Annotated in this window: 20 protein-coding genes and 1 pseudogene; 6 read left to right on the forward strand and 15 right to left on the reverse strand. The window is 69.5% G+C overall.

Features of this window, described 5'->3' with window-relative positions; genetic code table 11:
- Positions 1-72 precede the first annotated feature (72 nt).
- Complete coding sequence (locus EFL95_RS10010; RefSeq protein ID WP_221176363.1) at positions 73-1,773, forward strand: phospholipase C; 1,701 nt, start codon at positions 73-75, stop codon at positions 1,771-1,773.
- Here EFL95_RS10010 and tsaA read toward each other — a convergent pair whose 3' ends face one another.
- The 10 genes and pseudogenes from tsaA to EFL95_RS10060 all read right to left on the reverse strand — a co-directional run bounded on the left by tsaA (position 1,774) and on the right by EFL95_RS10060 (position 10,477).
- Positions 1,774-2,178 carry a tRNA (N6-threonylcarbamoyladenosine(37)-N6)-methyltransferase TrmO gene (tsaA, locus tag EFL95_RS10015; RefSeq protein ID WP_123233826.1) on the reverse strand — a complete coding sequence of 135 codons (405 nt, stop codon included), beginning with the start codon at positions 2,176-2,178 and terminating at the stop codon, positions 1,774-1,776.
- Positions 2,175-4,526: an ATP-binding cassette domain-containing protein gene (locus EFL95_RS10020; RefSeq protein WP_123233827.1), complete on the reverse strand. Its 2,352-nt coding sequence runs from the start codon at positions 4,524-4,526 to the stop codon at positions 2,175-2,177. The genes tsaA and EFL95_RS10020 overlap by 4 nt, the downstream gene beginning before the upstream one ends.
- Positions 4,527-4,548: 22 nt before the next feature.
- A complete protein-coding gene (locus tag EFL95_RS10025) occupies positions 4,549-5,001 on the reverse strand; it encodes a pyridoxamine 5'-phosphate oxidase family protein (protein ID WP_123233828.1) in 453 nt (150 codons plus the stop codon).
- Positions 4,998-5,597 (reverse strand): VOC family protein, encoded by a 600-nt coding sequence (locus EFL95_RS10030; RefSeq protein WP_123233829.1) that lies wholly within the window; start codon positions 5,595-5,597, stop codon positions 4,998-5,000. Before EFL95_RS10030 ends, EFL95_RS10025 begins: the two co-directional genes overlap by 4 nt.
- On the reverse strand, positions 5,597-6,007 hold the full coding sequence (locus tag EFL95_RS10035; RefSeq protein ID WP_123234911.1) for a VOC family protein: 411 nt from the start codon (positions 6,005-6,007) through the stop codon (positions 5,597-5,599). Before EFL95_RS10035 ends, EFL95_RS10030 begins: the two co-directional genes overlap by 1 nt.
- A gap of 5 nt (positions 6,008-6,012) precedes the next feature.
- A pseudogene (locus EFL95_RS10040) lies at positions 6,013-6,407 on the reverse strand (helix-turn-helix transcriptional regulator).
- Positions 6,408-6,476: 69 nt separating this feature from the next.
- Entirely contained in the window at positions 6,477-7,643 is a 1,167-nt protein-coding gene (locus tag EFL95_RS10045; RefSeq protein WP_123233830.1) for a zinc-binding dehydrogenase, read from the reverse strand.
- Entirely contained in the window at positions 7,640-8,101 is a 462-nt protein-coding gene (locus EFL95_RS10050; protein WP_123233831.1) for an SRPBCC family protein, read from the reverse strand. Before EFL95_RS10050 ends, EFL95_RS10045 begins: the two co-directional genes overlap by 4 nt.
- A gap of 34 nt (positions 8,102-8,135) precedes the next feature.
- Positions 8,136-8,600: a PaaI family thioesterase gene (locus EFL95_RS10055; RefSeq protein ID WP_123233832.1), complete on the reverse strand. Its 465-nt coding sequence runs from the start codon at positions 8,598-8,600 to the stop codon at positions 8,136-8,138.
- A gap of 86 nt (positions 8,601-8,686) precedes the next feature.
- Entirely contained in the window at positions 8,687-10,477 is a 1,791-nt protein-coding gene (locus EFL95_RS10060) for a response regulator (protein ID WP_123233833.1), read from the reverse strand.
- 92 nt (positions 10,478-10,569) lie between these two features.
- On the opposite strand from EFL95_RS10060, the gene EFL95_RS10065 reads away from it, so the two are divergent.
- Positions 10,570-10,962 carry a limonene-1,2-epoxide hydrolase family protein gene (locus EFL95_RS10065; protein WP_123233834.1) on the forward strand — a complete coding sequence of 131 codons (393 nt, stop codon included), beginning with the start codon at positions 10,570-10,572 and terminating at the stop codon, positions 10,960-10,962.
- A gap of 3 nt (positions 10,963-10,965) precedes the next feature.
- Here EFL95_RS10065 and EFL95_RS10070 read toward each other — a convergent pair whose 3' ends face one another.
- Both EFL95_RS10070 and EFL95_RS10075 read right to left on the reverse strand, forming a co-directional pair.
- Entirely contained in the window at positions 10,966-11,727 is a 762-nt protein-coding gene (locus EFL95_RS10070) for an isocitrate lyase/PEP mutase family protein (protein ID WP_123233835.1), read from the reverse strand.
- A gap of 11 nt (positions 11,728-11,738) precedes the next feature.
- On the reverse strand, positions 11,739-12,755 hold the full coding sequence (locus tag EFL95_RS10075; protein ID WP_123233836.1) for a zinc-dependent alcohol dehydrogenase family protein: 1,017 nt from the start codon (positions 12,753-12,755) through the stop codon (positions 11,739-11,741).
- Between the two features lie 63 nt (positions 12,756-12,818).
- Here EFL95_RS10075 and EFL95_RS10080 point away from each other — a divergent pair, with 63 nt between their 5' ends.
- On the forward strand, positions 12,819-14,348 hold the full coding sequence (locus tag EFL95_RS10080; protein ID WP_123233837.1) for a helix-turn-helix domain-containing protein: 1,530 nt from the start codon (positions 12,819-12,821) through the stop codon (positions 14,346-14,348).
- Between the two features lie 49 nt (positions 14,349-14,397).
- Here the strand turns inward: EFL95_RS10080 and EFL95_RS10085 are convergent, their stop codons facing one another.
- Positions 14,398-14,661, reverse strand: coding sequence for a TFIIB-type zinc ribbon-containing protein (locus EFL95_RS10085; RefSeq protein WP_183407122.1), 264 nt, complete (start codon positions 14,659-14,661; stop codon positions 14,398-14,400).
- 124 nt (positions 14,662-14,785) lie between these two features.
- Here EFL95_RS10085 and EFL95_RS10090 point away from each other — a divergent pair, with 124 nt between their 5' ends.
- The 3 genes from EFL95_RS10090 to EFL95_RS10100 all read left to right on the forward strand — a co-directional run bounded on the left by EFL95_RS10090 (position 14,786) and on the right by EFL95_RS10100 (position 17,562).
- On the forward strand, positions 14,786-15,583 hold the full coding sequence (locus EFL95_RS10090; protein ID WP_123233839.1) for a glycerophosphodiester phosphodiesterase family protein: 798 nt from the start codon (positions 14,786-14,788) through the stop codon (positions 15,581-15,583).
- Complete coding sequence (locus tag EFL95_RS10095) at positions 15,580-16,953, forward strand: MFS transporter (RefSeq protein ID WP_123233840.1); 1,374 nt, start codon at positions 15,580-15,582, stop codon at positions 16,951-16,953. The genes EFL95_RS10090 and EFL95_RS10095 overlap by 4 nt, the downstream gene beginning before the upstream one ends.
- Positions 16,954-17,166: 213 nt before the next feature.
- Entirely contained in the window at positions 17,167-17,562 is a 396-nt protein-coding gene (locus tag EFL95_RS10100; protein WP_123233841.1) for an RNA polymerase-binding protein RbpA, read from the forward strand.
- A 3-nt stretch (positions 17,563-17,565) separates the two neighbouring features.
- Here the strand turns inward: EFL95_RS10100 and EFL95_RS10105 are convergent, their stop codons facing one another.
- On the reverse strand, positions 17,566-18,075 hold the full coding sequence (locus EFL95_RS10105; RefSeq protein ID WP_123234913.1) for an FxsA family protein: 510 nt from the start codon (positions 18,073-18,075) through the stop codon (positions 17,566-17,568).
- A complete protein-coding gene (locus tag EFL95_RS10110; protein WP_123233842.1) occupies positions 18,075-18,602 on the reverse strand; it encodes a DinB family protein in 528 nt (175 codons plus the stop codon). The genes EFL95_RS10105 and EFL95_RS10110 overlap by 1 nt, the downstream gene beginning before the upstream one ends.
- Positions 18,603-18,775 lie beyond the last annotated feature (173 nt).

The following is an 18,775-nucleotide window of genomic DNA, read 5'->3' on the forward strand; positions in this document are numbered from 1 at the left end:
TCTCACGGGGACGCCACTTCGGCGTCCCCTTCTCGTTCCCCCGCACCCAGGAGCGTTCAGATGTTCGAAGGCATGACCCGCCGTGATGTCGTGAAGCTGATGGCAGGAGCCGGCAGTGCGGCGGCCCTCAGCTCGCTGGCCGGACCGATCCTGGACCGGGCCTATGCCGCGGACCCGTGCGGCGGTTCGCTGTCGGACATCGAGCACTTCGTGTTCCTGATGCAGGAGAACCGGTCCTTCGACCACTACTACGGCACGTTGTCCGGGGTGCGGGGCTTCAACGACACCGCGGCGATCAACGCCGGGCTCTTCAACCAGAAGGGCTACAACATCGCCACCAAGCAGGCGGACCCGAACTCCTACGTGCAGCCGTTCCGCCTGGACACCACCCGGGGCGCCACCCTGGACGGCGAGGCGATCAACGACCCGGACCACGGCTGGGCCGGCGCGCACCAGTGCTGGAACGGCGGTGCGATGGACCAGTGGGTGAAGTCGCACGTGGCCACCGACGGCCTGGCCAACGGTCCGGCGACGATGGGGTACTACACCCGCGAGGACATCCCGGTGCACATGGCGCTGGCCGATGCCTTCACGATCTGTGACCACTACTTCTGCTCGGTGCTCGGGCCGACGGACCCGAACCGGCTCTACTGGATCTCGGGCACCATCGACCCCGACGGCACCCACGGCGGTCCCCTGCTCGAGACCCCGACACTGGTCCCCCGCAACAAGTACTCCTGGCGCACCTACCCGGAGAACCTGCAGGACGCGGGCGTCTCCTGGAAGGTCTACACGAGCCAGCAGGCACCGATCGTCTCCGGTGCGGTCCTGTCCGGCATGCTCAGCGCCTTCAAGAACTTCCAGAACCCGCTCTCGCAGCTCTACTTGCGCGGCCAGGCGCCGATCTACCCGGTCAACTTCGCCTCGGACGTGAAGAACAACAAGCTGCCGAAGGTCTCCTGGATCATCCCGGACCTGCTGGCCTGCGAGCACCCGGCGCTGCCGCCGGCGTTCGGCGCGGTCGGCATCCTGCGGGTGCTGGACATCCTGACCTCCAACCCGGCGGTGTGGGAGAAGACGGCCCTGATCATCAGCTACGACGAGAACGGCGGGTTCTTCGACCACGTGGCTCCCCCGACGGCTCCCCCGGGAACGCCGGGCGAGTACGTGACGGTGAACCCGCTGTCGAACGTGAAGAGCTCCGCGGGCATCCGCGGGCCGATCGGTCTCGGCTTCCGGGTCCCGGGCCTGGTCATCTCGCCGTACTCGCGCGGTGGCCTGGTGGCCAGCGAGACCTTCGACCACACCTCCCAGCTGCGCCTGGTCGAGTCCCGGTACGGCGTCGAGGTGCCGAACCTGACGTCCTGGCGCCGTTCGGTGACCGGTGACATGACCTCGGCGTTCAACTTCGCCGCGGCCAAGGACGCCTCGAACCCGAACATCCAGCCGCGTCAGGAGATGGGCACCGGCCAGGTGCTGATCCAGACCCACGCCGGCCTGGACGTCATCGCCGGGACCTTCTTCGCCTCCCAAGCGCTCACTCCCTACCCGGTTCCGCCGAACTCGATGCCGGTCGTCGAGTCCGGACCGGCCCGGGGTGTGCCGAGCGGCCCCGACGGCTGCTCGCCGGTCGCCTCGCAGGACAGCACGCCGAGTGCGGTCGACGGTCTCGAGGACCTCTCCATCGAGCCGGTGCAGACCCGCATCGGCAAGGCCGGTGAGGAGATCCGCGCCGCGGTGCTCGACAAGACCTCCCCGAAGACGAAGGCCTGATCAGCGCTCGGGCGTCAGCACCGGCTTCACGTCGAGGATCGGGGTGCCGTCCAGCGCTTCGAGGGCGCGCACCCGGATCCTGGTGCCGCTGACCTCGACGACCTGGACGTCGTGCAGGCCGATCGGGTTGGGGCGCGACGGCGAGCGCGTGGCGAACACCCCGGTCAGCGGTCGGTCGGTCTCCCCGCGCGGGTGCACGGCGAGCGTGTCCCGGTCGGCCCGGTCGAGCCAGGTGATCACGACCAGATCGTGCCCCGGCTCGATACCGGTCAGCGCCGCGGCGTACGGGTCCTCGAGGACGAGCCAGGCCTCGGGCGCGCCCTCGTCCGCCTGTCGGGGCGCGTCCGCCAGGGAGGTCAGCGTCGAGCTGACGTGACCGATCGGGCGTACCTCGAAGCCGGTCACGACGCGACGTACTCCGCGAGGTGCTTCCCGGTCAGCGTCTTCTTCTTGGCCGTCACCAGGGCGCGCGGCGTGCCCTCGAAGACGACCTTCCCGCCGTCGTGGCCGGCGCCCGGACCCAGGTCGATGATCCAGTCCGCGTGCGCCATCACCGCTTGGTGGTGCTCGATGACCACGACCGACTTCCCGGAGTCGACCAGACGGTCGAGCAGCCCGAGGAGCTGCTCGACGTCGGCCAGGTGCAGCCCGGTGGTCGGCTCGTCGAGCACGTAGACGTCGCCCTGCTCGGCCATCTGGGTAGCCAGCTTGAGCCGCTGCCGCTCTCCCCCGGACAACGTGGTGAGAGCCTGGCCGAGGTTCAGGTAGCCCAGCCCGACGTCGGCGAGCCGCTCCAGGATCTTGTGAGCGGTGGGTGTGGCGGCCTCGCCCTCGGCGAAGAACGTCAGCGCCTCGGTCACGGGCATCTCCAGGACCTCGGCGATGTTCCTGCCACCGAAGGTGTACTCCAGCACCGCCGCCTGGAACCGTCGTCCCTCGCACTCCTCGCAGGTTGACTCGACCGTGGCCATCACGCCGAGCTCGGTGAAGATGACGCCGGCGCCGTTGCAGGCCGGGCAGCCACCTTCGGAGTTGGCGCTGAACAGTGCCGGCTTGACCCCGTTGGCCTTGGCGAACGCCTTGCGGATCGGTTCGAGCAACCCGGTGTAGGTCGCGGGATTGCTCCGGCGCGAGCCCTTGATCGCGCCCTGGTCGATCACGACGACGCCATCGCGCCCGGCCACCGAGCCTTGGACCAGGGAGCTCTTGCCGGAGCCGGCGACTCCGGTGAGGACGCACAGCACCCCCAACGGGATGTCGACGTCCACGTCCTGGAGGTTGTGCGTGCCGGCCTTGCGGACCTCCAGCTGACCGGACGCCGTCCGGACCTCGTCCTTGAGGACCGCGCGGTCGCCCAGGTGCTTGCCGGTGACGGTGCCGCTGGAGCGCAGGCCCGACACGGTGCCTTCGAAGCAGATCTGGCCACCTCCGGCACCGGCCCCCGGGCCGAGGTCGACGACGTGGTCGGCGATCGCGATCGTCTCCGGCTTGTGCTCGACGACGAGAACGGTGTTGCCTTTGTCGCGCAACTGGAGGAGCAGGCCGTTCATCCGCTCGATGTCGTGCGGGTGCAGCCCGATCGTGGGTTCGTCGAAGACGTAGGTGACGTCGGTTAGCGACGAGCCGAGGTGGCGGATCATCTTCGTCCGCTGCGACTCACCGCCCGACAGCGTCCCGGCTGGCCGGTCGAGCGAGAGGTAGCCCAGGCCGATCTCAGCGAAGGCGTCGAGCAGGTCCTGGAGGCCGGAGAGCAGCGGCGCCACCCCGGGCTCCTTGACCGTGCGCAGCCAGGCGGCGAGGTCGCTGATCTGCATCGTGCAGACCTCGGCGATGTTCTTGCCGTTGATCGTCACCGAGCGGGCCTCGGCCGACAGCCGGGTGCCCTCGCACTCCGGGCAGGTGGTGAAGGTGACGGCGCGCTCGACGAACCGTCGCACGTGCGGCTGCATGGCCTCGACGTCCTTGGCGAGCATCGACTTCTGGACCTTGACCAGCACACCCTCGTAGGTGAGGTTCACGCCCTCGACCTTGATCTTCTCCGGCTCGCCGTACAGCAGCTTCTTGAGGTCACGGGCGGAGAACTTGCCGACCGGCTTGTCCATGTCGAAGCCGGCGCCGGAGAAGATGCGCCCGTACCAGCCGTCCATGCTGTAGCCGGGCACGAGCAGGGCGCCGTCGGCCAGGGACCTCGTCTCGTCGAAGATCGCGGTCAGGTCGAAGTCGTTGAGCGCTCCCATGCCCTCGCACCTGGGGCACATCCCGCCCTGGTAGACCTGCTGCTTGACGACCTGGGTCTTCCCCTTGGTCGTCTCGGTCTTCATCATCCCGCTGGCGATCCGCGTCGGGACGTTGAAGGAGAACGCTTGCGGGGATCCGATGTGCGGCGTGCCGATCCGGCTGAACAGGATGCGCAGCATCGCGTTGGCGTCGGTCGCTGTGCCGACGGTCGAGCGCGGGTTGGCGCCCATCCGCTCCTGGTCGACGATGATCGCGGTGGTCAGACCCTCGAGATGGTCCACCTCGGGCCGCGCGAGCGTCGGCATGAACCCTTGGACGAACGCGCTGTAGGTCTCGTTGATCAACCGCTGGGACTCTGCGGCGATGGTGTCGAACACCAGCGAGCTCTTGCCCGAGCCGGAGACCCCGGTGAAGGCGGTCAACCGCCTCTTCGGGATCTCGACGGTGACGTCCTTGAGGTTGTTCACCCGAGCCCCGTGCACCCGGATCAGGTCGTGGTTGTCGGCCTTGTTCATCGTGCTCTCCCCAGATCCCGTCTCACACCAACCAGTCCCCGTCGCGCATGAGCGTACGGCCGGCGATCTCGTTGGACTCCCGCCACGCCTGGAGCCGCAGCGGACGCAGCACCAGGAACCGGTAGCTGCTCCCCTGCCGGGGGTCCCAGTCCGCCTGCCCCACGTACGCCGCCCAGAGCTCGTCGTCATCCTCGACCGCGACGTCCCGCTCGAGAACCGCGTCGATCATCACCACGTCGCGAGTCGGGCCGACGGCCAGGCGTGCCGCGCCCGAGGCCACCAGGTTCCGTGCGGTGCGCGAGGTCGGTTCGACCGCGATCACGGCCCGCTCCCCCGCCCAGCACAGCGAGAGGGGCACCAGGTGAGCCTGGCCGGCGGCTGAGGCCGTGGCCACCCAGACGTCGATCGCGTGGGTGGCCAGCAGCGCGAGCGCGTCGGCCTTGCGGGTCAGCGGGTCGCGGGCGTCCTCGGTCAACGGCTCTCCCAGACGAAGCCGTCCGGGTCGGCGAACGCACCGAGCGAGCCGAGGACGGCGAGCCGGTGCGAGCCGGACCCCTCGGGGCTCACCCCGGCGTCCTTCGCCGCGGCCTTGCGACCGTAGAGCGCCAGCTTGACCGGAGCGGCGTCGAACTCGACGTACTTGCTGCCGAAGCTCTTGGCCACGCCCAGACCGCGGTCGGCGTAGAACTGCTTGGTCGCCTTCACGTCCGTGACGCCCAGCAGCAGGACCAGGTCCTCGAAGCGCTGCTCCACCGGCGCCGTGTCCTTCTTCGAGGACGCCGCGACTTTCCACAGGGTCCCGTCCGGGGCCTGGAGGACCGCGCCGTAGCCCCAGAAGCTCTTCGCAGCCGGCTTGATCGTCGTGGCTCCGGCGTCCAGGGCCGCGGTCACGAACGCGTCCACGTTCCCGGGCTGGGAGCAGACCAGCGAGACGGTGAAGCCGCGGAAGCCCGAGGTGGCCTCGGTCGTCTCACGCACCTCGATGCGCTCCTCGACGCCGAGCGCCTTGTAGAAGACCTGGGCGGCGGCGACGTCCTCGACCTCGAGGACCAGCGTGTCGACGGTCCCCATCACGACACCTGGTTGATGCGGATGAGGTTGCCGAACGGGTCGCGCACCGCGCAGTCCCGGATGCCGTACGGCTGGTCGATCGGCTCCTGGACGATGTCGATGTCCGCGGCCTGGAGGCGCTCGAAAGCCGCGTCGAGGTCCTTGCTGGCCAGCGTAAGGATCGCGTAGGTGCCCTTGGCCATCATCTCGGTGATGGTCGCGCGCTCCTCGGCGGTCACGCCCGGGTCGGCGGCCGGCGGGGTGAGCACGAGGTTCACGTCGGGCTGGTCGGCCGGTCCCACGGTGAGCCAGTGCATGCCGTTGTAGCCGACGTCGTTGCGCAGGTCCATGCCGAGCTTGTCGCAGTAGAACTCGACCGCGGCGTCCCGATCGGTGTGCGGGAGGAATGCTGAGTGAATGTTGATGTCCATGACGTTCACGCTAGAGGCGGGCGCGCCACGGGTGCTTCTCGATTCCTGATCAATGCTGCCGGACAGGCCGCGTGACCTTCTTGGCCTCGCACGCGGGGATGCCCGAGAGGTCCTCGCCCCCGGACTCGCGGTACACGCTCGGCGGTACGCCGACCAGCTCGGTGAACCGGGTGCTGAAGGTTCCCAGTGAGGAGCAGCCCACCTCGAAGCAGACCTCCGTGACCGAGAGGTCGCCGCGACGGAGCAGAGCCATCGCGCGCTCGATCCGACGGGTCATCAGGTAGGCGTACGGCGACTCGCCGTACGCCAGCTTGAACTGCCGGCTCAGGTGCCCGGCGGACATGTGCACGCCACGCGCCAGCGCCTCCACGTCGAGCGGCTGGGCGTACTCCCGGTCCATCCGGTCGCGCACCTGGCGCAGCAGCGCGAGGTCACGGAGTCGGGCTTCGTCGGTGGGCACCCCTCGATGCTAACGAGGAGCAGGGACAGTCGCCGCACTCCGCGGGTCGATCAGGATCTTCGCGTGGGTCTCCGGGTCGGCCAGGGCGTCGAACGCGCCCGCCACGCCGTCGAGGCCGACCACACCGGTGACCAGCGGCTCCGGGTCGACCTTGCCCTCGGCGAGCAGGGTCAGCGCGTCACTGAACTCCAACGGGGTGTAGCCGAGCACGAACCGGAGGTCGATCTCCTTGTTGATCGCCATCGCCGGCCGGATCCTGTCGGGCTCCATGCAGACACCGACGACAACGACGCGGGCGTAGATCGGGGCGTGGCTGATGATCTCTTCGACCACGCCCGGCACACCGACGCACTCGAAGACGACGGGGTGCTTCGGCGTGGCTGCACCGGCCTTGTCGGCGACGCGCCAGACCGACTGCCAGGGCACGAACGGCAGCTTGCGGAGCTTCTCCACGCTGGAGACACCGAGCTCGAAGACGTCAGGAGCGTGGGTGAGGTGCCCGTGCCCGTCCGCTGCCGACCACGGCGACTCGACCTTCGGGTCGACGACCACGTCCGCGCCCATGGTCTCGGCGAGCCGCCGGCGGCCGGCGGAGTAGTCGCTCGCGATCACGGTCCGCACACCCTTGGCCTTGAGCATGGCGATGACGGCCAGTCCGACCGGTCCGCAGCCGATCACGATCGCGACCTGGCCCTTGCCGACCTCGCCGCGGTTGACCGCGTGCAGGCCGACCGCCATCGGCTCGGTGAGGGCTGCCAGGTCACCGGCCAGCCCGTTCGGCACGGCCAGCGAGAGAGCGTCCTGGACCAGCACCTGCTCCGCGTACCCGCCGGGCGCGTGCGGCGAGAGACCGGTCGTGTGCACCGCTCCCCCAGCGCGTAGCAGCGGGAAGGAGACGACCGTGCTGCCCTCGGAGATCCGGGTCCCCTTGCCGCGGCCGGTCACCACGCCTGAGAACTCGTGACCGAGCACGATCCGGTCCGCGGTGCGCATCATGCCGTCGTAGCCGACCTCGCCGGCGACGTCAGCCAGCGCGTCGGCGTACCTGCGCGCGTGCAGGTCCGAGCCGCAGATCCCGCAGCGGGTGACGTCGAGCAGCAGCTGCCCGGGGCCGGGGACCGGGTCCTCGACCTCGCCGACGCTCAGCGCCTCGTTCTCGCAGATGACCGCCTTCATCTCGCCTCCGCCTCCACGATCTCCTTGATCCGTTCCAAGGTCTGGCGCATGCCCCGCTCGTTGGTCTTCCCGCGGGCCCAGCCCAGCAGGGCCCAGTACGCCTTGGACCAGGCCTGGGTCTCCAGCCGGAACGACTCGGTCACCTCGGTGCCGCCGTCGGTGGCCCGCAACTGGTAGCGCCAGTGATTGGTCGGCCGGTCGCCGACCAGGACCACGAACCCGAAGTCCTCGCCGACCACGCAGTGCTCCACCTGGCACTTGGTCCAGTAGACGGGGCCGACGCCGTTCCGCTTCACGTGCCCCTTGAAGTACGCCCCGAGCTCTGGCCCGGTGGCGCCACGCAGCCAGACGGCTTCGAAAGTCTCCGGCGACAGCTCGCCGATCCGGGTCACGTCGCTCACCAGGCTCCAGACGACCTCCGGAGGAGCAGCCATGTGGACGGTCACAGATCCCTGCATGGGACGGAACCTAGCAGCGGATGTTCCGGGCGGGTCAGCGCGGGCGCCAGCGCTTCCAGAGCGCAGAACCGGTGGCCCGGTCCTTGCCGTCCCACTCCAGGCGCACGTGCGCGGTCATCTCCGCCTCCGAGGCGTCCACGACCTCACCGACCAGCGTCACGGTCGCATCCAGCGGCGCCGGCCGGAGGTAGCGGACGTCGAGTCCCGAGGTCACGTACGGCAGGTCGGCACCGGGCAGCGGCGGCCAGCCGTTCTCGAAGGCGGTGTGGGTCACCGCCGCCGCGCTGTGGCAGTCGAGCACCGTGGCGATGATCCCGCCGTTGAGGAACCCCAGGCCGTTGTTGTGCTCGGCCCACGGCGTGAACTCGGCCCGGATGAGGCCGTCGTCGTCGACGAAGCTCTTCAGCCGCAGACCGCGGTCGTTCGCCGGCCCGCAGCCGAAGCACGGCAGCTCGGGGAAGTAGGTGTCCTGGAGGCTCTTGCGCTCGGGGTCGTCCACGCGCGGAGCCTATCGAGCGCCCGCCGAGCGCCAGCGAGGTGAGGCCGAGTGGGCGACGTCGCGTTGACGAGCGCAGCGAGGATCACCTAGGCAGCGTGCAGGACGTTGGCGATCACGTCCAGCAGGTCCCGCATGCTGCCGCCCTTGACGACGTAGCGGTCGGCGCCGGCGGCCATCGCCTCCTCCTCGAGCGTGGCCTGGTTGAACCCGGACAGCACGATGACTCGTACGTCGGGCACGGCCTCGCGGATCAGCGGCAGGGCCTGCAGGCCGTCCATCCGGGGCATCGCCATGTCCAGCAGCACCAGGTCGGGACGCAGCTCGCGCGCCCGGTCGACAGCGTCCAGTCCGTCGACCGCCTCGCCGACGACGTCGTAGGCGCCCTGGTTGGCCAGCTTGAGGCGCAGCAGCATCCGGATGTCCTCGGCGTCGTCGACGATCAGGATCCGCGGGTGCGCCGTCTCCCCCACCACCGGGTCGGAGGCGGTGATCGCCTCGACCGGGATCACCGGCTCGAGCTTCGCGGCATGCTGCCGGATCAGGTCGCCCGGACGGATCTGCTGGCCCTGCGGCTCGAGCAGGTCGTCCATCATGTGCCGGGCGGCATGCAGGGTCCGATCGACGAAGGACCGGGCGGCGAGGACGTCGTGGTGCTCCAGCGAGTACGCCGCGGAGACGAGTCCCTGGACGACGTTGTCGTTGATCTCCAGCGCCTGGCGCCGTCGCTGCTGCGACTCGCCCAGCCGGGTGGCCATCGCCTCGCGCTCGAGCCGGGGCCGGGCGTCCGCCAGGAACAGCGCGGTCATCGTGCTGAGGTCCGAGGCCCGCAGCCCGACCGTGGCCACGTCGAGGACCAGGCCCTGCCCGTCCTGACGGAGGCCCGCCAGAGCGCGGCCGTCAACGATCCCCTGGGGCAGGAAGTCCCGCAGCGGGCGGTCGGATGGGTCGGCGCCGAGGATCTCGGCCGCACGCGGGTTTGCCTGCACGATGCGCTCCTCTGAGTCGGCGACGATGATGGCCTCGGGTGCTGCGTCGACGAGCTGCTGGAAGCGCTCGGTCACGCGCTCGCGCTCCTGCTCGGCGAGCACCCGGTCGGTGATGTCGATGCAGGTGCCGCGCATCCGGACGGGGTTGCCGCTCTCGTCCATGATCACCTCGCCGTTGGAGGAGAGGTAGCGCAGCTCTCCGTCGGGCCGGACGATGCGCTCGACCATGTGGTACGGCTCGCCGGTGGCGTAGGCCTGCTGGTGCACGGCCTGGATCCGTTCCCGGTCCTCGGGGTAGATCGCGGAGAGAAATCGCTCGTAGGACGCGTTGAACGACTGCGGCTCGTGCCCGTAGATGCGAAACAGCTCGTCGGACCACTGGTTGGTGTCCGAGGCGATGTGCCAGTCGTAGTCACCCATCGTGGCCAGGTGCTGGGCACTGTCGACGCGTTGGACCAGGTCCGCCAGGTCGCGTTCGCAGACCATCTTGCTGACCGACATGGTCACCAGCTCGAGGACCACGTTGAGGTCGCGGTGGGCCGCCTCGGCGTCGGCCTGGCTCGTCCACCCGATGAGCAGGATGCCGCTGTGTCCGGCCAGGCGCTGGGCGATGACGTGCTCGACGCCCACGGCCCGCCAGGTGTCCGGCGTGAGCACCACCGAGCGCCCACCGTTGGCGACCACCGACGTGCCCTCGGCCGGAACCGCGAGGCCGTCGACGTGCTCGAGGACCGGCCCGTCCGGACTCGGTACCTGCACCGCGATCACCGCCGCGCTCACGAACCGTCGGACCTTGGGCAGCACGGCGTCGAGGAACGCCTCCTGCCCTGTGGTGGCCGCGCACGTGTGCACGATCTCGATCAGAGACCCACTCCCCTGGATCTGATCCATCCCTCTGCTCCTCCCACACCCCCGTTCGCGATCGTATGCCTGTGCAGGCCTGGGTGTCCGAGCTTCGCTAGACCGGTCATTAGGCTCGCGTCATGAATGGCGAAATCTCCGTCGTACGTCGGTTCTTCACGCTCCTGGAGGACGAGCAGGCCGCGGAAGCAGTCGCGCTGCTCGCCCCGGAGGTCGTCTGGAAGAACACCGGGATGCCGACGATCTCGGGGCGCCGGGTCGGCGGGATGCTGCTGGACATGCAGCGTCGCAACATCGGGTTCCGCGCCGATCTGCACCACATCGCCTCGGACGGTCCGGTCGTGCTGACCGAGCGCACCGACTACCTGACCTACCGTCGCTGGGAGTCAGCGTTCTGGGTCTGCGGCACCCTCGAGGTGCACGACGGGCTGATCACGCTGTGGGACGACCACTTCTCCCCCGGGGGCTTCGTGGCGGCGTCCCTCAAGGGGCTGGTCGGCGCTCTGCGGCGCTGACCGTCAGTGCCAGCGGGCCAGCCACTCGGCCGAGACGCCGGCCAGCTGCATCTGCCAGATCGGCCCGAAGCTGATCCTCCCGGCTCCTGCCCGCGCGTACATCGCCAGGTCACCGTCGACGGGGTTCGCGATGGCGTTGACCGGCAGCGGCAGTGCCGCACAGATCCGGGCCAGGGTCTCCTCGTCGTGGAACCCGACCGGGTACAGCGAGTCGGCGCCGGCCTCGGCGCACGCCTTCATCCGCTCGATCGCGATGTCGACGCGCTCCTCGTCGGTGCCGAGCTTGTTCTTGAAGGTGTCGGTGCGCGCATTGATCACCACGTGCACGCCGGCGGCGTCGGCCGCGGCCCGCAGCTCGCCCACGAACGCGGCATGCTCCTCCGAGCTCCGCATCCGGCCGCCCTCGCTGTGCACCGTGTCCTCGATGTTGAGGCCGACGGCCCCTGCTGCGAGCAGGCCGCTGATGAGGGTCGTCGCCGACTGCCCGTAGCCCGACTCGATGTCGACCGAGACCGGCAGGTCGACCGACCCGGTGATCTGGGCGACCCGGGTCGTGACCTCCTCGAAGGTCGCGCCCTCCCCGTCGGGTCGTCCGATCGAGTCCGCCAGCGGGTGACTACCCACGGTCAGCCCGCGGAAGCCCGCTCCCGCGGCGACGTTGGCGGACCAGGCGTCCCAGACGGTCGGGAGCACTCCGGGTTCGCGGGGCTTGTGCAGGGCGAGCAGGGCGTCGGCAAGGCCGGCGAGCTTCGTGGTGTCGGGCATCGGTTCTCCTCCTACGGCTGCAACAGGACCTTGATCGAGCGCCGCTCGTCCATCGCCTTGTAGCCCTCGGCGACCTCCGACAACGGCAGTACCGAGTCGAACACCAGACCCGGGTTCACTGTTCCGCTGGTGACCAGGTCGAGCAGCTCGGGCAGGTACCGGCGGACCGGCGCGACCCCGCCGGCCAGGCCGACGTTCTTGGAGAACATCTTCCGGATCGGCAGCTCCACTCCGTGCGGTACGCCGACGAAGCCGACCATCGCGCCCGGGCGCGCGGCCGCGAACGCGAGCTGCATGGCGTCGTCGGTCCCGACACACTCGAGCACGGCGTCGGCACCGACCCCGCCGGTGATCTCCTTGATCCGCTTGCCGCCCTCGACGCCGCGCTCGGCGACGATGTGGGTGGCCCCGAACGCGGTGGCGACCTTCTGCCGGCTCTCGTGCCGCGACATCGCGATCACCTTCTCCGCGCCCATCTGGGCCGCGGCCAGGACGCCGCACAGCCCGACCGCTCCGTCACCGACCACGACGACGGTGTCGCCCTTCTTGACCCCGGCGGAGACGGCGCAGTGCCACCCGGTCGGGAACACGTCGGAGAGCGTCAGCAGCGAGGCGATGAGGTCGTCGTCCGGCATCCCGTCGGTCTTGACCATGGAGCCCTCAGCCTGGGTGACCAGGCCGTACTCCCCCTGGCCCCCGGTGGTGAACCCGCCGTTGACGCAGGCCGAGTGCGCGCCGTTGTCGCAGTGCGGACAGGTGTTGTCGCAGGTGCAGAACGGCACGATGACGAAGTCGCCGGGCTTGAAGGACCCGACCTCCGCGCCCACTTCCTCGACGACGCCCACCATCTCGTGGCCGATGGTGTCGCCGGGCGTGATGGGGTTCTCCCCCCGGTACGGCCACAGGTCCGAGCCGCAGATGCAGCCCGCCTTGATCTTGATGACGGCGTCCGTCGGGGCGGTGATCTGCGGCACCGGCCGGTCCTCGAGTCGGATGTCGCCGGGCGCGTGGATCGTCGTTACTCGCATGCCCCCACCCTGCCAGGAACGTCCTACATTGGCCGTATCTCATATGTGAGATACCGTCCGACCATGAGCGTCGATTACCTCGGCCAGATCGGCACCCTGATCCGCAGCGCCCGGCAGCACCGGGGCTGGACCCAGCAGCAGCTCGCGGACGCCCTGAGCACCTCGCAGAGCGCGGTGAACCGCATCGAGCGCGGGCACCAGAACGTCTCGCTGGAGATGCTCGCCCGCATCGGCGAGGCCCTGGACGAGCAGCTGGTCAGCATCGGCGCCGGCCCGGTCCACCTCCGGGTGACGGGACCGACGACACTCTCCGGCTCGATCGACGTCAAGACCTCGAAGAACGCCGGCGTCGCGCTGCTCTGCGCGGCGCTGCTCAACAACGGCCGCACCACCCTGCGCCGGGTGGCCCGGATCGAGGAGGTCAACCGGCTGCTCGAGGTGCTGGCGAGCATGGGCGTGCAGACCCGGTGGCTGAACGACGACAACGACCTGGAGATCGTCCCGCCGGCGCACATCGACATCGCGGGCATCAATCACGACGCGGCGCGCCGCACGCGCTCGATCATCATGTTCCTCGGCCCGCTCCTGCACCGCAGCGCCGACTTCGAGCTCCCGTACGCCGGAGGCTGCGACCTCGGCACCCGGACCGTCGAGCCGCACATGACCGCACTGCGGCCGTTCGGCCTGGAGGTGAAGGCCACCGAGGGCAGCTACCACGCAGTCGTCGCCGAGGACGCGGCGCCGGTCCGGCCGATCGTGCTCACCGAGCGCGGCGACACCGTCACCGAGAACGCCCTGATGGCTGCGGCCCTGCACGAGGGCACCACGGTGATCCGCAACGCCAGCCCGAACTACATGGTCCAGGACCTGTGCTTCTTCCTGCAGGAGCTCGGCGTCGAGATCGACGGCGTCGGTACGACCACGCTCACCGTCACCGGCCGCTCGGAGATCGACGTGGACGTCGAGTACTCCCCGAGCGAGGACCCGATCGAGGCGATGTCGCTGCTGGCCGCCGCGATCGTGACGGGTTCGGAGATCACCATCCGTCGGGTCCCGATCGAGTTCCTGGAGATCGAGCTGGCGCTCCTGGAGGAGATGGGCTTCCGCTACGAGCGCTCCGAGGAGTACCAGGCGGCGAACGGCCGGACCCGGCTGGTCGACCTGACCACCCACGTCTCGGTGCTGCACTCCCCCATCGACAAGATCCACCCGATGCCGTTCCCCGGTCTCAACATCGACAACCTGCCGTTCTTCGCGGTCATCGCCGCCGTGGCCAACGGCCAGACGATGCTGCACGACTGGGTCTACGAGAACCGCGCGATCTATCTCACCGAGCTCGGCAAGCTCGGCGGCAAGGTGACGCTCCTGGACCCGCACCGGGTGATGATCGACGGGCCCACGCACTGGTCAGGTGCGGAGATCGTGTGCCCGCCCGCGCTGCGTCCGGCCGTGGTGATCCTGCTGGCGATGCTCGCCTCGAAGGGCACGTCGGTGCTGCGCTCGGTCTACGTGATCAACCGCGGGTACGAGGACCTCGCCGAGCGCCTGAACCAGCTCGGTGCGCGCATCGAGACGTTCACCGACCTGCGCTGAGCCGTTCGAGACGGTTGCTGCCCAACCTCCTCAGGACTTCGGCTCCGCCTCAGCCCTTGAACAGGGTCTCCACGAAAGCCCGCGTCCGCTCGGGGGCGACCGGCGGGGTGTCCATGTCCGAGGTGATCCGCGGCAGCGTGGCCGTGTTCGGCGACTGGAACGCGTGCCAGTCCGTCTCCGCCTCGATCAGGGCGCCCAGGTCGGCACGGGACAGGAACACCCCGGAGCAGTCCGCGCACCGGCGTACGGACACGTGACCGAAGGTGCGCACGGCCATCGTCCCCTGGCACTGCGGGCAGGTGAGTTCGTCCACTCCCCGAAGGTACTCCTCGATCCGGGCACGTCTGAGTACCCGTACGGATGTGCCGCGGTCGTGTCGGGGACAGGCTGGGGTCATGACCGCGATACTGCTGACGGAGCGGAGGGGCTGAGGGGGCATGGGACGACCGACGACAGGCTTCGCCTACCTGGACGGGGCGGCACCGGTGATCGCGTTCGCGCACCGGGGTGGGGCCGAGCACCCCGACCTGATCGGCCTGGAGAACACCGCGCACGCGTTCCGGCACGCGGTCGCACTCGGGTACCGCTACCTGGAGACCGACGTGCACCTGACCGCCGACGGACGGCTGGTCGCCTTCCACGACGAGGTGCTCGACCGGATGACCGACGCGGCCGGGCCGATCGTCACCGCCTCGCGCGAGGTGCTGGACGGAGCCCGGATCGCTGGTGAGCACGCCCTCCCGCTGATGGCCGACCTGCTCGACGAGTTCCCCGAGGCCCGGTTCAACATCGACCTGAAGTCTCCCGGTTCCGGGCCGGCCCTGATCGAGCTGGTCGAGGCGCGCAACGCGTTCGACCGGATCTGCGTCGGCGCGTTCTCCCTGGAACGGATGCACGAGTTCCGCAGGCTCGCCCGTGGAAGGATCGCCACGGCAGCGACCCCGGTCGAGGTGGTCGCCTTCCTGCAGCCGAGTGCCCGGCTGGCGCGCCTGCTCACCCGGGGCCAGGTGTCCGCCCTGCAGGTGCCACCCCAACGCAACGGGTTGCCGATCGTGACCGCGTCGTTCGTACGCCGGGTGCACGCGGCCGGCGCGCAGGTGCACGTGTGGACCATCGACGAGGAGTCCGAGATGCACCGGCTCCTGGACCTGGGGGTCGACGGGATCTTCACCGACCGCACCGATCTGCTCAAGGCGGTGCTCACCGAGCGCGGCCAGTGGCAGGACCGGTCGTGACCACCACCCTGGAGCCGGCGGCCGATCGCCTGCGCCAGCAGAAGGCGTGGAACTGGTACGACTGGGCGAACTCGGCGTTCTACACGACGGTCCTCTCGGTGATGTTCGCGCCGTACATGATCACCGTCGCCGGCAAGGCGGCCGGCTGCGTGGATGCGGACGAGACCTGCAAGCGCACCGTCGACGTGCTGGGCCTGCACCTGGCGTCCGGATCCCTGCCCAGCTACCTGACCAGCTTCGCCACGATCAGCAGTGCCTTCGTCCTTCCCGTCGTCGGGTCGTTCGTCGACCGCTCGGCGCACAAGAAGTGGCACATGGCGGCGTACGCGTGGGCCGGCGCGCTGGTCGGTGGCCTGCTGTTCTTCCTGGCCGGTGACCACTGGCAGCTCGGCGCCGTCGCGGTGGTGGTGAGCAGCATCCTGGCCGGGTGCTCCCTGGTGAGCTACTACGCGATCCTGGTCGACATCTCCACCGAGGACGAGCGGGACCGGGCGTCCTCCCGCGGGTGGGCCTGGGGGTACCTCGGCGGCGGCTTGCTGCTCGCGCTGAACCTGGTCCTGTTCCTGGGCCACGATACGTTCGGGCTGTCCAAGTCGATATCCGTGCGGATCTCGCTGCTCTCCGCGGCCGTGTGGTGGGCCGCGTTCACGGTGATCCCGTTCGTCCGGCTGCGTGACTACGCACCGTCCGCGGTAGTACCCGAGCCCGGGGGCGTCCTGCGGCGCAGCTTCGGCCAGCTGTTCGCGACGTTGCGCGACCTGCCGAACTACCCGATGACGCTGACGTTCCTGCTCGCCTACCTGTTCTACAACGACGGCATCCAGACCGTGATCTACGCCGCGTCGACGTACGGCGAGAAGCAGCTGGGCTTCGGCACCTCGGTCCTGATCGCCACGATCCTGCTGATCCAGTTCGTGGCGTTCGGCGGGGCGCTCTTCTTCGGTCGGCTGGCGCAGACCTACGGCGCCTACCGCTCGATCCTGTGGGGCACTGTCGCCTGGATGGTGATCGTGGTGGCGGCCCTCGCACTCCCCCGCAAGAACGTGGTGCTGTTCGTGCTCGTCGCCATCGCGATCGGCCTCGTGATGGGCGGGACCCAGGCGTTGTCCCGGTCGTTCTTCAGCCTGCTGATCCCCCGTGGTCGCGAAGGCGAGTACTTCGCCCTGTACGGCGCGGCCGAGCGCGGCACGTCCTGGTTCGGCACGCTGCTGTTCGGGGTGGTGTTCCAGATCACCGGCTCCTACCGCCCGGCGATCCTCGCCCTGATCGTCTTCTTCGTGCTCGGGGCGTTCTTCCTCCTGCGGCTCGACCCGGAGCGCGGCATCCGGGAGGCCGGCAACGAGGTCCCGGTCACACTTCCCGCCGGGTAGACCAGTTCAGCCCGTTTCGGGGATCGGGAATCCTCAAACTCCTTGGGTCGTTGACGATCCTGAGGTTGACTGATTCTGGGCCGCCTCAGGGGGGGGGGAACCGACCAGCCGGACCGACCGTCCGACGTCACGATCCCCTTGCCTGGCCGTCCTGAAGGTTGTACGCATGAGTAAGGCCACGATCTGGCCTGAAGACATATTGGAGGAAGCACCATGGGAGACCGCACACTGCGAGGCGCGCGCCTCGGTGGCCAGAGCTTCGAGGACGAGCGTGGCATCGAGTTCGCCGCACGCCAGCAGGTCGGCTACCAGTGCGCGAACGGCCACCACTTCGAGATCACGATGTCGGTCGAGGCCGAGGTGCCCGCGAACTGGGAGTGCCCGCGTTGCGGCGCCCTGGGCCTGAGCGTCGACGGCATCCTGCCGGAGGAGAAGGTCGAGAAGCCGGCCCGCACGCACTGGGACATGCTGCTCGAGCGTCGCTCCATCAAGGAGCTCGAGGACATCCTCACCGAGCGCCTGGAGCTGCTCCGCGGCGGCGAGATCGGGCCGGCGCACCTGCACCGCCCGGTCAAGAAGACCGCTGCCAAGAAGAAGGTGAAGGCCTAGCCCTCACCGATCCTCGGGATCGATGACGTCGCCCTGGACCACATCCGGTCCGGGGCGACGAGCATTTCCGGGCCCGTTCCCCGGCCCGTTCCCCGGTCCGTTCCCCGGCCCGAAACCGGCGCCGGGGCCACCCTGGACGAAGACCAGGCGACGAGCGAGCACCCGTGAGAGCAACCGGCGGCCGAGCGGCCGGGTCAGCGGCAGGATCAGGAAGATGCCGAACACGTCGGTGACGAAGCCGGGGCTGATCATCAGGGTGCCGCCGACGACGATCAAGATCCCGTCAGCCAGCTCCTTGGCCGGCATCCGCCCCTCGGCGAGCGCGATCCGGAACGCCGTCCACGCCCGGGCGCCCTCGCGCTTGAGGAGCCAGGAGCCGAGGATGCTGTCCGCGATCAGCAGCAGGATCGTCCACCACGGGCCGATCACCTGCCCGACCTGGATCAGCACGTAGATCTCCGCGATCGGGACCAGGATGAACGCGATCACCAGGAACAGCGGGAGGCGGCGCATCACTCGCCCACCGTCCCGTCGACCGACTCGCGCAGGAGGTCGGCGTGCCCGTTGTGCCGGGCGTACTCCTCGAGCATGTGCAGCAGGATCCACCGCAGGCTGAACGGGGCGTCGTCGGTCCGGCTCGGACGCGCTGAGAGCGAGTCCAGGCCCCCGTCGGCCAGGGCCGTCGCGACCTGGGAGCGCGCCAGGCCGACCGCGGCGTCGTAGGCCGCGAACAGGTCCGCGGACGGATCGGTCGATCCCGTCCGCCACTCCCAGTCGGGGTCGTCCTTCCAGTCCACGGAGTCCCAGGGTTCGCCGAGCTCGCCGCCGAGGTAGACCCGGGAGAACCAGCTGGCCTCGACCAGGGTCAGGTGCTTCATCATCCCGCCGAGCGTCATCGTCGACGGGCCGACCGTGGCCGCCAGCCCGGCCGGGTCCACGCCGGAGACCTTCGCCCGGAAGGTGTCGCGGTGGTAGTCCAGGAAGGCCACCAGCGTCTCGGCCTCGGTCGCGCGCAGCGGCGGGTCGACGCGTTCGCTCATGGCCTCACGCTAGCCGGAGGGTCAACCCGATACCCGGGGACCGAAGATGGGCGGCGGGGGGAGGAACGGGACCTTCGGACCGCCCGCACGATGACTGGATGCCACCGGGCGACCGTTGTCTACTGGCGCCGCACTCCCCCCGTGTTCTCCCGTCCCGGTCACGAGGCTCCGAC

Origin of the sequence: Nocardioides marmorisolisilvae (assembly GCF_003725775.1) — a bacterium.
In the GTDB taxonomy this organism is placed as follows: Bacteria; Actinomycetota; Actinomycetes; order Propionibacteriales; family Nocardioidaceae; genus Marmoricola; species Marmoricola marmorisolisilvae.